The organism is Propioniciclava sp. (assembly GCF_047602245.1).
Classification (GTDB): domain Bacteria; phylum Actinomycetota; class Actinomycetes; order Propionibacteriales; family Propionibacteriaceae; genus Propioniciclava.
This window is the reverse complement of the sequence record NZ_JASGHT010000001.1, coordinates 200,646-213,968: the sequence shown is the minus strand read 5'-3', so window position 1 is coordinate 213,968 and position 13,323 is coordinate 200,646. Positions and strand designations below refer to the sequence as shown.

Genomic DNA, 13,323 nt, shown 5'->3' with positions numbered 1-13,323 from the left:
CGCGGCGCGCGGAGGGTTCAGCGGCGTCCGCCTCGCCGGCGGCGCTGCGTGAGCAGCCACTGCCAGAAGGCGGGGCTGTTGTAGGCCAGATCCCAGCTGTTGTGCGCGGAGGCGTTCACGAAGCCCGAATCGCCGGGACGCTCACGGGTGAGCTCGGTGTAGCGCAGGTTGCGGTGACGCAGCCCGCGCAGGATCTCCACGTTGCGGCGGGTGCCGCCGACCGGCGAGACGGTGTCTTGGGCCGCGTGGAAGAACCACAGCGGCACGCCGAGCGCCGGGCGCAGCATCGCCGGCGTGGCGTGGCCGTCCATCCACTCCACGCAGCCCGCCTCGCGCCCGGAGAAGATGCCGGCCGCCGCGAACAGTTCGGGGGCCTCCAGGACGAGCGCGAGCGCGCCCTCGCCGCCGCGGGACAGGCCCTGGATGTAGACGCGGTCGGCGTCGATTCCCGGGTTCTCGCGCAGCAGCCGCCGGATCAGGGCGAGCAGCAGCTGCCGCCGGTTGCGGGTCTGCCAGTGCACGCCGCCGCCGGAGCCGGTGCGTTCGTCGTAGCTGTCGAACCGGTCGAAGACCTCGGGCGCCTGCGGGGCCAGCACCCAGGCGTCCTCGTGGGCCAGGACGCCGACGGCGCCGAGGCTGGACAGCAGATGGGCCACGTTGTCGGTGCCGACCTGGCCGGAGCCGTGCAGGTAGATCACCAGCGGCCGCTTGCCGCGACCGCGCGGGCGCCGCAGCCGGTAGCTGAGCACATTGCCGGGTTGGCGGCCCTTCTCCTCGCCCGAGGTGAACTCGTCGACCCACGGCTGCAGCAGCGAGGACGCCGCCGTGGTGACGGTGAAGCTCGCCGGTGCCAGGAACCGGTCGTCGGCGCGGACGAGCCCGCCGGTGAGGGTGACCGTGAATGACAGGTCGGCGCCGTAGAAGTGCGGGGTGGTGGTGGCCTGCACCCGCGGCTTGGTCACGATCGAGCCGTCGGCGGCGTACTCGCGGAACAGCATCTCGTCGGTGTTGCCGCGCACCAGCGCGTACGGCTCGGGCAGGGCTTCCTCGGGCCGGCCAGTTCGATCGCCAGGTAGCGGCCCTGCTCGGCGTCGCCGAGGGTGGCGGACGCCCGGGTGACGACGCTGCGGACGGCCAGGGTGAGCGGCTCGGCACCCGGCAGCCGCCGGGTCACCTCGACCGAGCGGGTCAGGTCGGTGCAGGCGAGCAGGTCGGCGCCGGTGTCGATGAACAGGGTGTCGATGCGCTGGCCGACGGGCGTGACCCGCGCGCTCGCGAACGATCCTCGCCTGCGCGCCCCGGGGGCGGCCTCCTTCGCGTGCAGGGGCGCGGCTTGCGCCTCCAGCGGCGTCAGGACCGCCGGCAGCGTCGCTGCGGGGACGGCGGCCGCGCTCAGGCCGGCCAATTGGATCAGGCGACGTCGTTCCATGGGTGGCTCCTCGTTGAGTCGGTGATGACCGCACGCTAGCCGAAACCTGACGGAAATGCTACAAGTTAACTCCCCAATGATGAGCGGTTCGCGCACTTGGGTGGGGTGGGGTGGGGTGAACGCCGAGGACGCCGCACCTTTGCTGGTGCGGCGTCCTCGTGGCGGGGTGCCGTGATGGGGTGGGGTGGCGGGGTGCCTGTGTGGGGGTAGGTGAGTGCCCGGGCGCCGGATGCTGGCCTCAGGCGGCCAGCGTGGTGGTGCGCAGCTTCACCAGCGCCTGGCGCTCGATCTGGCGAACGCGCTCGGCCGTGATGCCCCACACGCTCGCGATATCGGCGAGCTTGGCCTGACGTCCGTCGACCAGGCCGTAGCGGCGGCGCACCACATCGGCGGAACGCTCATCGAGGCTGGACAGCAGCGCGTCGAGGCGGGCGCGGTCTTCGGCGTCCAGCACGACCTCGTCGGGGCCGGGAGCGGTGTCGCGGGCGAGCAGGTCGCCGAGCGCGGTGTCGCCGTCCTCCTCGACCGGGGCGTCCAGCGAGACGTGGTCGCGGGCCAGGCGGAGCAGTTCGATGACGCGCTCCTCCTCCAGGCCGAGCTCGTCGGCGACCTCGATCACCTCAGGCTCGCGGCCCAGCTTGCGCTCGAGGTTGCGCCGGGTGGCCGAGACCTGGTTGATCTGTTCGGCGACGTGCACCGGGAGCCGGACGATGCGGCCCTGCTGGGCGATGCCGCGGCTGATCGACTGACGGACCCACCAGGTGGCATAGGTGGAGAACTTGAAGCCCTTGGTGTAATCGAACTTCTCCACGGCGCGGATCAGGCCGGTGTTGCCTTCCTGCACCAGGTCGAGCAGCGGCATCTGCGAGCGGCCGTACTTGCGGGCCACCGACACCACCAGGCGCAGGTTCGCGGTCACGAACCGCTTCATCGCCGCCCGGCCCTGGTCGACGATGAGCGCGAGCTCCTCGTCGGTGGCCTTGACGCGCTTGCGTCCGCCGCGTTCGGCAGCGGTCACGGTGCCGTCGAGGATCGACTCGGCGTACAGGCCTGCTTCGATCTCACGAGCGAGCTTCACTTCTTCCTCGGCGGTGAGCAGAGGCGTCTTGGCGATGCCGTCGAGGTAGAGCCCCACGGCGTCCTTGCCATCGATGCCCTCGGAGGAGCGGGTACGGTGCGAGGTCGAGATCATGCGTCGTCCTTTCGGTCTGCGATCAGTACAACGCGTTTGACCGACATTTTGTTCGGGCATGGCCCCCATCAGGCCCTGAGGCCTACCCGGGGGGCGAAAATGAGACCGTAGTCGTACTCAAATGGCGCCCCCAGGGCGGATGCGCACCCCGAGACGACCCCGAATGTGCCGTCCGGACCGGGTCAGCCGAGCTGGTCGATAAGCCAGGCGAGCTCGAAGGCGCGCTCCTTCCACGCCTTGTACCGGCCCGAGACGCCACCGTGGCCGGCGACCATCTCGGTCTTCAGCAGGATCGGGCGGCGCTCGTCGTTGGTGGCGCGGTCGCGCAGGCGCGCGACCCACTTGGCCGGCTCGGTCACCTCGACGCGGGTGTCGTTGAGGCCGGTGGTGACCAGGATCGCCGGATACTCCACCGCGGCGACGTTCTCATAAGGCGAGTAGGACGTCATGCAGGCGTACACGTCGGGGTCCGTCACCGGATTGCCCCACTCCTCCCATTCCGACACGGTGAGCGGCAGATCGGGATTGAGGATCGTGGTGACCGGATCGACGAACGGAACGGCGGCATGCACCGCGCGGAACACCTCGGGAGCCAGGTTCATCGCGGCCCCCATCAGCAATCCGCCGGCCGAGCCGCCCTCGGCACCCAGCCGGTCGCGCGCGACGTAGCCCTCCTCGACGAGCAGGCGGGCACAGGCGATGAAGTCGGAGAACGTGTTCGGCTTCGACAACTCCTTCCCGGCTTCGTACCAGGGGCGTCCCAGTTCGCCTCCGCCGCGCACATGCGCGATGGCGAACACGAAACCGCGGTCGAGCAGCGACAGCCGGCTCATCGCGAAGTAGGGCATGATCGGGATCTCGTAGGAGCCGTAGCCGTACAGAAGCCCCGGCGCTGTGCCGTCGGTGGGAACGTCACGGCCGCGTACCACGGAGACCGGAATGCGGGTGCCGTCCTCGGAGGTCGCCCACCGTCGCTCGCTGACGTAGGCCGACGGATCGTAGGCCCCGCGGACGGGATGGTCGAGCACCGGCGTCCGCTTCAGCAGGCGGCGCTCACCGGTATCGAGCCGGTATTCCCACACTGACGGCGGGGAGACCAGCGACTCGTAGCCGAACCGGATCCGGTCGGTGTCGAAGTCGGGGGACTCTTCGGCGCCGACGTCGTAGAGCGCCTCGTCGAAGGTCAGTTCGACGCGTTCGCCGAGTTCGCCCGACGGCGTCCGGGGCAGGATCGCGATCCCCGACAGCGCGTTCGTGCGGTGCTCGACGACGACCGCGGACGCGTACACCGAGACGCCGGTGAGCCGGGTCTCGGGCCGCTCGGGAATCACCAGCTGCCACTCGTCGATGCCGGACGCCTCCAGCGGGGCCCGGCTGAGCGCGAACTGCGGCGCGCCGTCGTTGTGCAGGATCCACAAGGCGTCCGGGGCGACCTCGACGGCGTACTCCAGCCCCTGGCGGCGCGGCTGCACGCAGCGCAGCGGGCCGGTGGGGTTGTCGGCGCGCAGCAGATGGGTCTCGGTCGTCTTCTTCGAACCCAGGTCGAGCAGAACCCAGGCATGATCGCGGGAGGTGTCCACCGAGAGCCAGAACCGGTCGTCGGCCTCCTCGTAGAGCAGTGCGTCCGTCTCAGGTCCGCCGATGTGGTGCCGCCAGGCCTGATGTGGGCGCCAGGCGGCATCGACGCGGACGTAGACGATCCAGTCGTCGCCCGCCCACGCGCCCCCGGCGCCGACGCCCTCGATCGGCCCGTCGATCACCGCGCCCGAGGCGAGATCGACGACGAACAGGTCGTAGCGCTCGTCGCCGGAGGTGTCGGCGGAGTACGCCAGGCGTCCGCCGCCGGGGGAGACCTGCGCCCAGCCGAGCGAGAAGTAGTCGTGACCCTCGGCGAGCGCGTTGACATCCAAGACGATCTGCTCGTCGGCCGGCGGCTGGGTGACGTCGGGAATCTCGTCACGCGAGGTCGCCGGCAGCCGGCAGGAGCGCCCGTACTCGTGGCCCTCGGTGGTGCGGCCGTAGTACCAGTAATGGCTGCCGTCGGTGTGGCTGACATGGGTCGGCACCGACAGGTCGGTCTGCTGGGTGCGCGCCTTGAGGTCCTCGAAGAGGGCTTCGGTCAGCGGTGCCAGGTGTGCGGTGCGGGCGTCGGTCCACGCGTTCTCCGCCTCGAGGTAGGCGAGCAGTTCGGGATCGGACTTGTCGGCCATCCAGTGGTACGGGTCCTCGACGCGGTCGCCGTGCACCTCGCGGGTGAACGGACGGGTAGGGGCGTCGGGCGGAGTGAGCGGAGCATCAGGCACGGCGGCCAGCGTAGCCGCTCGTGGCCCAGGCCTTCGGGGTAGGGCATTTGGGTCCGGGCCTGCGGCGTGCCACAATGGCCATGCGCGAGCCATTGACAAGTCCCGTCATTCGCGCGCCCTGAACTGGCCCATCGACGAGAGGTCCCCTGTGGCTCAACGTTCCAGTGCTGCCAGCACATCCGCCGCTACCAAGACCGCGCCGCGCACCCGCGCGCGCAAGGCACCCGTGAAGGCCGCGCAGGTGGAGGAAGAGACTGTGGCGGTCGAGGCCGCCGCGCGCCCCAAGCGACCGCGGGCGGCGTCCGTGGCCGGCAAGGGTCCCGCCGCGAAGAAGGCTCCGGCCAAGGGCCGTGCGGCCAAGGCGGCGCCCAAGGACGGTGTCGGCGAGGACATCGAGTTGGCCGAGGAGGAACTCCTGGACGAGTCGGAGCTGGAGGACGATACGCCCACGGTTGCCGATGTTCTCAGCCCCGAGAACCTGCAGGAAGTGAAGTTCGAGCGCGACGGCAACGATGTCGTGCTGACCGTCGGCGGCAAGAAGCGCTCGCTCGACGACGTCGACGAGAACACCTTCGACCAGTCCGAGGCGGCCAAGGACGAGAAGGAGATCACCGAGGACGAGGGCTTCTCGTTGTCGGACGCCGACGACGCCGACGAGCCCGAGCAGCAGGTGATGGCCGCCGGCGCCACCGCCGACCCGGTCAAGGACTACCTCAAGCAGATCGGCAAGGTCGCGCTGCTGAACGCCGAGCAGGAGGTCACCCTCGCCAAGCGCATCGAGGCCGGCCTGTTCGCCGACGAGTCGCTCACCGAAGGACGCGTCAAGGACAAGGACTTCATCGATTATGAGTGGATCGCCGAGGACGGGCGCCGCGCCAAGAACCACCTGCTCGAGGCCAACCTCCGCCTGGTGGTGTCACTGGCCAAGCGCTACACCGGCCGCGGCATGCTCTTCCTCGACCTGATCCAGGAAGGCAACCTGGGCCTGATCCGCGCGGTGGAGAAGTTCGACTACACCAAGGGCTACAAGTTCTCCACCTACGCGACCTGGTGGATCAAGCAGGCGATCACCCGCGCCATGGCCGACCAGGCCCGCACCATCCGCATCCCGGTGCACATGGTCGAGGTGATCAACAAGCTCGCCCGTGTCCAGCGGCAGATGCTGCAGGATCTGGGCCGCGAACCCACCCCGGAAGAACTGGCCAAGGAACTCGACATGACGCCTGAGAAGGTCGTCGAGGTGCAGAAGTACGGCCGCGAGCCGATCTCGCTGCACACCCCGCTGGGCGAGGACGGCGACTCCGAGTTCGGCGACCTGATCGAGGACTCCGAGGCGGTCGTTCCCGCCGAGGCGGTCAACTTCACCCTGCTGCAGGAGCAGCTGCACGACGTCCTCGACACGCTCTCGGAGCGTGAGGCGGGCGTGGTGAGCATGCGCTTCGGCCTGACCGACGGCCAGCCGAAGACCCTCGATGAGATCGGCAAGGTCTACGGCGTCACCCGCGAGCGGATCCGCCAGATCGAGTCCAAGACGATGAGCAAGCTGCGGCACCCGTCGCGCTCCCAGGTCCTGCGCGACTACCTGGACTGAGGCTCTCAGTACCCCGGACCCCGTCGGCTCGCCGGCGGGGTTCCGTGCGTGTGGGGGCGGGTTTCTTCGGCGGGCAGGGCGCCGCCGTGCCGGTGCGCCGTGCCTGTGAACGTCTGGATTACGAACATTTTCGATCATTCTTGATGACTGTTCGCGTTTGAATGGATACGATCACGCTCGTGCAGGAACCCTCGATCATTCGCCCCGGCAACCGGGTGGGCGGCGCGATCGTGTTCGCGGCGTCCCTAGTTGCGGTCCTCTTCTTCGTCCCCGCGCTGCTGTGGCCCACCGTGTTTGCCGCGGGCGTCGCGCTGATCATGGTCGCCTTGCGCGGCGAGGCCATCCCCCGCCGCCGGCGGCGGACCTTCGTCGGCGTCGGCGCCCTGCTGTCCGCCGTCGCGCTGGTACCGTTCCTCGACCTTGCCCTCAGCGGCGGCGTGCTCGCCTGACGACCGAGCTGCGCTGTAGCCATCCGATCAGGTCGCGGGCAGGTCGTCCCACGTGATGCGCGGCATGAGACGGACGCTACCCGGTTCTTCGACGAAGCCGCCCGGGGTAAGCACCGTCGCCCGGTTAGGAAACAGGGCGACGGTACGTACCCCGGACGGCGCGTCGGGCGACGGTGCGTAAGCCGGGCGGATGTGCGTAGCCCGGGCGGCGAGGCCGCGTCAACCGGGCGACGCCCCTCCGGATCAGCTGTTGGCGGCGATCCAGGCGGCGCCGACGATGCCGGCCTGGTTGCGGAGCTCGGCGGCGACGATCGGCGTCCGCAGGGTCAGCTTGGGCAGGAACTTGTCCGCCTTCTTGCTGATACCGCCGCCGACCACGATCAGGTCGGGCACCAGCAGCGCCTCGAGGGTCTCGTAGTAGCGCTGCAGGCGCGGGATGTACTCGCTCAGCGAGAGCCCGTCGCGCGTCTTCGCGCTGGCGGCGGCCTGGCTTTCGGCGTCGTGGCCATCGATCTCGATGTGGCCGAGTTCGGAGTTCGGGATGAGCACGCCGTTGTGGACCAGCGCGGTGCCGATGCCGGTGCCCAGCGTGGTGATGATCACCAGGCCGTCGACGTCCTTGGCGGCGCCGTACTTGACCTCGGCCAGGCCGGCGGCGTCCGCGTCGTTGACGAGCGCGACCGGGCGCCCGACGTGTTCGGTGAGGATCTGCTGTGCGGGAGCGTTGATCCACGACTTGTCGACGTTGGCGGCGGACAGGGTGACGCCGTGCTGGACGATGGCGGGGAAGGTGACGCCGATCGGGCCGTCGCCGAGTTCGGCGGCGAAGTGTTCCACGATCTGCGCGACGACGCCCGCGACGTTGACGGGGGTCGACTCCTCGGGAGTGGGGATCCGGAAGCGTTCACCGACGAATTCACCGGACTGGAGGTCGACGATGGCCCCCTTGATCCCGCTGCCTCCGATGTCGATTCCCAAGACATGCTGTTGGTTCATAGCCGCATGCTAGCCAGGTCCGCAGCCTCGCGCGCGGACTTTATGCGCGTCGTGGACAAACTCGTCCATGGCCGGAGCCGGACGTGCGCGTGGGCGTCCCCGAATCGACGAGGACGCCCACGTGCAGCGGCTGACCGAGGTGCGATCAGCCCCAGCTGAAGGTCTCCGCACCGTCGGGATCGGTGGCGCGGATCTGGAAGGTCGCCGCCGCGAGATCGGCGGTGAGGACGGCGGTGTGGCCCGCCCGGGTCCAGGTCAGTTTGAGCTGGTGGGCGGGGGTGTCGCCGATCGTGCAGGAGGCGTCGAAACCGAACGCCGGGCAGCTGTTGCGGAATCGGAGCAGCTCCAGCTGGCCGGTCACCAGCGGGCTGGCCAGGCCTTCGGCGATCTGCTCGGCACTCAGGTTGGTGCGGTTGATCTCCTTGTGCCCGCCCGCCCCGGCGCGCTCGACGGCGGCATGATCGTTGCGTCCGCCGAACAGGTCGAGGTACCAGACCTGCGGCTTGCCCGGGGTGAACAGCTGGATGGCGCGGGCGAGCATCATCTTGCCCTCGTCCTCGCCGAGCGCGCTGAAGTAGGTCGCGTTCACCTGGTAGTAGACGTTCTTGGCGCCGTGCAGATCCTTCACGTAGCCGCCGCGGGCCACGATGGTGTCGATCAGGGTCTGGATCCGGTCGTCGTCCAGCAGGCCCTGCAGGTCGAGCACCGGGATGCCGTCATGGCAGCCGAGCATGGTGACGGTGTTGATCTCGCGCTCGATCACCTCGCGGATCCACCGGGTCAGCACGGTGGCGTCCTGGTGATCGAAGGCGTCCAGCACCAGGCCGGGCAGGAAGAAGTCGTAGGTGAGGAACCCCTTGTCGGCGATGGTCTGGTGGATCCCCTCGGCGTAGCGGGAGTGGATCTCGGGCAGCAGTTGGACGCCGCGGGCGTCGGCGAGCTGCTTGACCTGGCCGAGCAGATCCCAGGTGCCGGGATCGTTGAGGAAGTTCTTCTCACCGGGCGCCTTGGGGGCGTAGGCGAAGGCGTCCAGGCGGACGATGCGGGCGCCGTAGCCGGCCAGGCGGTCGAGGGTGTCGGCGTAGAAGTCCCACACCAGCGGCGAGGCGATGTTGAGGTCCATCTGCCCCAGATAGCGGCGGCGGGATTCGAGCAACTCGACGACCGCGTCGCGGGCGGACTCAAAGCCGGTGAAGTCGGCCTCGGCCGGACGCCCGCCCGCGGCCAGGGTGTCGGCGAGGCGTCCGGCCAGCACCGCGGCGCTGCCGTACTGCAGGCCGGCGGCCTCCATCAGGTCCTGGGGATCGGGGGCGGTGTAGCGCACCTCCTGGTAGAAGGTGTTCCAGTACGGCTTCTCGGTGCCATCGGGCATCCGCACCATCAGGATCGGCAGGCCGGGCTTGCGGAAGAACATGTGCTCGATGAGCTCGGGACGCGGCTCGATCCAGCCGCCCTCGGTGAGCTCGCCGTGGCCGGCCCAGAACTTGTTCCAGTCGATGAAGAAGTCGGCGTACTTCGACCGCTCGCCGTGGGCGAGGATGTCCTGGAACTGCGGCGACAGCACCGAGGCGTGATTCAGGATGAAGTCGAACTTCAGGTCGACCCCGGCATCGGCGAGGGCGGGCAGGTCGGCGGCGTCCACCAACTGCTCGTTGAGGTCGTAGGAGATCACCGAGAAGCCACGGTCGAGATCGGTGTCGAACACGCTCGGCAACAGGTAGGCGGACTCGAACGCGCCCGTCACGGCCGGGTCGGTGAGCAGACCGACGGTGCCGGACAGGCGTCCGCCCAGGCTGTCGGGGTACACGTTCAGCATCGGGCCGCTGCCGGGCAGATGCCGGCCCATCGTGCGCAGGTAGGTGTCGTAGTCGAGCAGTTCGCCGTTCTTGGCGACGATGATCTTCGCGCGGTGCGCCTGCGAGTGCAGCAGGTTCTGCTCAAGTTCGAGCACCATCGTGGTGAACGGGCTGTCGGTGCCGCCGTCGCGATTGCGGGCACGCCGGTGCGCCAGGGTTTCGGCGGGGGTGCTGTTCAGCAGGATCGGGATGTCGACGCCGCGCAGGTGGTCGTTGTTGCCGTGGGTCCACTCGACGACCAGGACGCGGACCGCGCTCACGTCGACGGCGTCGTACCAGAGCTGGTCGGGGGTGCGGCCCATCCGCTTCAAGGTGAGCGTGCCGGCGCCCTCGTGGAAGGCGGCCAGGATCGCGTTCACCTCATCGAAGTCGATCTCGTTCGGCGTGCCCAGATAGGTCTGCAGGCCGCGGCGTCCGGCCTGCTGGTAGGTGGCCAGCCACGGATGGGCGGCGCGCTGGGCCGGGTCGGCGTCCTGATCGGCCTGCTGCAGCGCCGACAAGGTGGCGCGGACGCCGTCGTCGTAGCCGCCTTCGGCGACCAGGCCCTGGATGCCGGACACCCGGAAGGTGCGCAGCCGTTCGGCGTCGTTCGCGCTCGGGACCCGGCGCGGATAGTTGTCACCCGACATGACATAGGCGCCCACCCCGGACGCGGTGAGCGCATGCGCGAGCAGCGAGCCGGTCTCGGACTTGCCGACACCCGATCCGCCGTGCACCGAGATCACCGCGCGGCCGCCCCCGGCGAGCAGCGGCTCCAACTGGCGCTGCAGTTCGGGCCAGATGATCGAGGCCTTGTCGAGGTGCTGGTCGGTGATGTGGACCTTGTCGCCCGGCATGTCGCCGGAGACGACCGAGTCGATGTCCACCGATCGGAAAAAGTCGCCCATGAGCCTTCTCTCCTGCTGATTTTCGTCCGGGGACAATCCTCACATACGGCGTCCGGGCGGTGCGGGGAAAGTCCCGAGGAGCAGACGAAAGCGGCGGCACCCCGTCAACCGGGGGCCGCCGCTGAGGTCTGGTGGGTGGGTGAGCCGTCAGGCCAGGCGGGTGGTCTCGTCCTGGATCTTCAACGCGACCTGCTTGAGCTTGTCCGAATGTGCGCGCGCGTGGTGGGCGCAGAACAGAAGCTCGCCGCCGCCGGGCATGGTGGCCCTCACGTAGGCCTGGGCTCCGCAGCGGTCGCAGCGGTCCGAGGCGTTGAGGGCCTCCATCACAGTTGTGCTCATGGCCGTTCCTTTCTCGGTGCTCGGCTAGGCATAGATCCCAACGGCGGGAGTCGTCGCTTTGTTCCCGTTGCCTTGACCGTACCCGACGCGTGGGGTGGTTCGTGGGAACCCCACGTTCCGAGATCGTTAATGTCGGCGGCCGCCGGTAGTCTGCTTCGGTGACCACGACCCAGAAGCCCACGACCGACAGCCGCGGCTACGAGGCGCGGCATCTGCTCGTCCTCGAAGGGCTGGAGGCCGTCCGCAAACGCCCCGCCATGTACATCGGCTCGACCGATACCCGCGGCCTGATGCACTGCCTGTGGGAGATTCTCGACAATGCCGTCGACGAGGCGCTCGCCGGCTACGGGCATTCGATCGCCGTGGTGCTGCACCGCGACGGCTCGGTCGAGGTCAGCGACGTGGGCCGCGGCATGCCGGTCGACATCGAGCCGCGCACCGGCCTGACCGGCGTCGAGGTGATCTTCACCAAGCTGCACGCGGGCGGAAAATTCGGCGGCGGATCGTATGCGGCCACCGGTGGCCTGCACGGTGTCGGCGCGTCGGTGGTGAACGCGCTCAGTTCGCGGCTGGACGTCGAGGTCGACCGCAACGGCGCCACCTGGGCGATGTCGTTCCGCCGCGGGGTGCCCGGGGTGTTCGACGGGCCCGGGCCGGAGGCGTCCTTCACGCCCGACAACACGCTGCGCAAGGTCGGCCGTGTCGCCCGCGGTACCACCGGCACCCGGGTGCGGTACTGGCCCGACCGGCAGATCTTCCTCAAGGACGCCAAGTTGTCCGGCACTCAGCTGGCCGCGCGGGCCCGGCAGACCTCGTTCCTGGTGCCCGGTTTGGAGATCACCGTCGACGACCGCCGGATTGCCGGCGACGAACATGTCGACACGCACCTGCACGAGGGCGGCATCTCCGAGTTCGCCGAGTTCCTGTCCGAGGGCGCGCCGGTCACCGAGGTGCTGCGGCTGCAGGGCTCGGACCGGTTCACCGAGACGGTGCCGGTGCTGGACGCCGCGGGCGCGATGACGCCCACCGACGTCGAGCGCGACCTGGAGGTCGACATCGCGCTGCGGTGGAGTTCCGGCTACGACTCCAAGGTGGCATCGTTCGTCAATATCATCGCCACCCCCAAGGGCGGCACGCACGTGCAGGGCTTCGAGCGCGGGTTGGTGCGCGCGTTCGCGAAGGCGCTGGACGGCAGCCGCCTGCTCAAGGCGGGCGAAGAGGTGACCAAGGACGACATCCTGGAAGGGCTGACCGCGGTGGTCACCGTCCGGCTCGCCGAACCGCAGTTCGAGGGCCAGACAAAAGAGGTGCTCGGCACCCCGCCGGTGACCCGGCTGGTCACCCGCATCGTCGAAGCCGAGCTGGGGGAGTTCCTCACCTCCACGAAGGCGGCCGTCCGCCCGGTGGCGCGCGCGGTGCTGGAGAAGGCGGTGGCGGCCTCGCGCACCCGCGTCGCGGCCCGCGTCCACAAGGAGAATCAGCGCCGCAAGAATGCGCTCGAATCGAGTTCGCTGCCGGCCAAGCTGGCCGACTGCCGGTCCAACGACAACGACCGCACCGAGTTGTTCATCGTCGAGGGTGACTCGGCGATGGGCACCGCCAAGCTGGCGCGCAATTCGGAATTCCAGGCGTTGCTGCCGATCCGCGGCAAGATCCTCAACGTGCAGAAGGCCTCCACCGCCGACATGCTCAAGAACGCCGAGTGCGCCGCGATCCTGCAGGTGGTCGGCGCCGGTTCGGGCCGCACCTGCGACCCGGAGCAGTCCCGCTACGGCAAGATCATCTTCATGGCGGACGCCGACTCCGACGGCGCCCACATCCGCACCCTGCTCGCGACGCTGTTCTTCACCTACATGCGCCCGATGATCAAGGCCGGCCGGGTCTACACCGCTGTGCCGCCGCTGCACCGCTTCGAGCTGACCAAACCGCGCCGTGGCCAGGAGAAATACATCTACACCTATTCGGAGGCCGAATATCAGCGCAAGCTCGCCGAGCTGACCAAGAAGGGCGTCTCGTTCAAAGAACCCCAGCGCTACAAGGGCCTGGGCGAGATGGACGCCGATCAGCTCAAGGAGACCACGATGGACCCCCGGCACCGCCAGCTGCGCCGGATCACCGTCGAGGACGGCGAGGCCCTGGAGCAGGCGATGGCCACCTTCGAGAAGCTGATGGGCAACGACGTCGCCCCCCGCAAGGAGTTCATCATCGCCGGCGCCTACGCGCTGGACGCCGGACGTATCGACGCCTGAGTGGCATGCACCATCGCTCAGTGCAGCATTGT

10 protein-coding genes are annotated in these 13,323 nt (G+C 69.1%); 3 read left to right on the top strand and 7 right to left on the bottom strand.

Annotated elements, in window-relative coordinates:
• Window positions 1-17: 17 nt before the first annotated feature.
• From QM708_RS01040 to QM708_RS01025, 4 genes are all read right to left on the bottom strand, one after another.
• Window positions 18-1,019: an alpha/beta hydrolase-fold protein gene (locus QM708_RS01040; protein WP_415103527.1), complete on the bottom strand. Its 1,002-nt coding sequence runs from the start codon at window positions 1,017-1,019 to the stop codon at window positions 18-20.
• On the bottom strand, window positions 959-1,429 hold the full coding sequence (locus tag QM708_RS01035) for a hypothetical protein (protein ID WP_415103525.1): 471 nt from the start codon (window positions 1,427-1,429) through the stop codon (window positions 959-961). Before QM708_RS01035 ends, QM708_RS01040 begins: the two co-directional genes overlap by 61 nt.
• A gap of 238 nt (window positions 1,430-1,667) precedes the next feature.
• A complete protein-coding gene (locus QM708_RS01030; RefSeq protein ID WP_415111202.1) occupies window positions 1,668-2,618 on the bottom strand; it encodes an RNA polymerase sigma factor RpoD/SigA in 951 nt (316 codons plus the stop codon).
• Window positions 2,619-2,803: 185 nt separating this feature from the next.
• Window positions 2,804-4,924 carry a S9 family peptidase gene (locus QM708_RS01025; RefSeq protein ID WP_415103523.1) on the bottom strand — a complete coding sequence of 707 codons (2,121 nt, stop codon included), beginning with the start codon at window positions 4,922-4,924 and terminating at the stop codon, window positions 2,804-2,806.
• 118 nt (window positions 4,925-5,042) lie between these two features.
• On the opposite strand from QM708_RS01025, the gene QM708_RS01020 reads away from it, so the two are divergent.
• Window positions 5,043-6,515, top strand: coding sequence for an RNA polymerase sigma factor (locus tag QM708_RS01020; protein ID WP_415111199.1), 1,473 nt, complete (start codon window positions 5,043-5,045; stop codon window positions 6,513-6,515).
• A gap of 179 nt (window positions 6,516-6,694) precedes the next feature.
• Window positions 6,695-6,964 (top strand): hypothetical protein, encoded by a 270-nt coding sequence (locus tag QM708_RS01015; RefSeq protein WP_415103521.1) that lies wholly within the window; start codon window positions 6,695-6,697, stop codon window positions 6,962-6,964.
• A 243-nt stretch (window positions 6,965-7,207) separates the two neighbouring features.
• On the opposite strand, the gene ppgK is transcribed toward QM708_RS01015, so the two are convergent.
• From ppgK to QM708_RS01000, 3 genes are all read right to left on the bottom strand, one after another.
• Entirely contained in the window at window positions 7,208-7,960 is a 753-nt protein-coding gene (ppgK, locus tag QM708_RS01010) for a polyphosphate--glucose phosphotransferase (protein WP_415103519.1), read from the bottom strand.
• A 145-nt stretch (window positions 7,961-8,105) separates the two neighbouring features.
• Window positions 8,106-10,703: a sucrose phosphorylase gene (locus QM708_RS01005; RefSeq protein WP_415103517.1), complete on the bottom strand. Its 2,598-nt coding sequence runs from the start codon at window positions 10,701-10,703 to the stop codon at window positions 8,106-8,108.
• A 147-nt stretch (window positions 10,704-10,850) separates the two neighbouring features.
• Window positions 10,851-11,042, bottom strand: coding sequence for a hypothetical protein (locus QM708_RS01000; RefSeq protein WP_415103515.1), 192 nt, complete (start codon window positions 11,040-11,042; stop codon window positions 10,851-10,853).
• Between the two features lie 158 nt (window positions 11,043-11,200).
• Between QM708_RS01000 and QM708_RS00995 the strand changes: the two genes are divergently transcribed.
• Window positions 11,201-13,291: a DNA gyrase/topoisomerase IV subunit B gene (locus QM708_RS00995; RefSeq protein WP_415103513.1), complete on the top strand. Its 2,091-nt coding sequence runs from the start codon at window positions 11,201-11,203 to the stop codon at window positions 13,289-13,291.
• Window positions 13,292-13,323: the final 32 nt, after the last annotated feature.

Coding starts and splice junctions, on each gene's coding strand:
- QM708_RS01000 (WP_415103515.1), bottom strand. CDS start 11,042: ATGAGCACAACTGTGATGGAGGCCCTCAACGCCTCGGACCGCTGCGAC.
- ppgK (WP_415103519.1), bottom strand. CDS start 7,960: ATGAACCAACAGCATGTCTTGGGAATCGACATCGGAGGCAGCGGGATC.
- QM708_RS01035 (WP_415103525.1), bottom strand. CDS start 1,429: ATGGAACGACGTCGCCTGATCCAATTGGCCGGCCTGAGCGCGGCCGCC.
- QM708_RS01005 (WP_415103517.1), bottom strand. CDS start 10,703: ATGGGCGACTTTTTCCGATCGGTGGACATCGACTCGGTCGTCTCCGGC.